At 65.0% G+C, this 529-nt stretch carries 1 protein-coding gene; it reads left to right on the forward strand.

What is annotated here, in order from left to right; genetic code table 11:
* Nucleotides 1-114 precede the first annotated feature (114 nt).
* On the forward strand, nt 115-529 hold a 415-nt coding region (locus LBW94_RS44160), incomplete at its 3' end, for a hypothetical protein (protein ID WP_266273642.1).

A 529-nucleotide genomic window follows, 5' to 3' on the forward strand; every position in this document is an offset into this window, starting at 1 on the left:
CACTCCACCGGAGCCCTCGCCGAAACTCTCGACCCCGCCGGCGCCCGCACCCGCGTAGACACCACTCCCGCCGGTCTGCTGATTCGGATAACCGACTCCCACGACGCCGTTACAGTGATCACCAGAGACGGCTTCGGCCGCGCTTCCACCGTCACCGATCCTCTCGGCACACGCACCACATACGAATGGTCACCCGAAGGAAAACCGTTACGCCGCATCGACTCCGACGGATACAGCGAATCCTGGACCTGGGACGGCGAAGGCAACCTGCTGACCCACACCACCCGAGCAGGAACCACCACCGCATACACCTACGGCGCCTTCGACCTCCTCACCACGAAAACCGACCCCGACGGCACGGTCACCCGCTACCAGTGGGACACCGAACGACGCCTCACCACCGTCATCAACCCCCTCGGCCACCACTGGACCTACCAATACAACCAAGCCGGCCGGCTGATCACCGAAACCGACTATGCGGGCGCCACCACCCACTACACCCACGACCGCACCGGCCGGGTCACCACCA

It is taken from the genome of Nocardia sp. alder85J (assembly GCF_020176955.2).
GTDB lineage: Bacteria > Actinomycetota > Actinomycetes > Mycobacteriales > Mycobacteriaceae > Nocardia.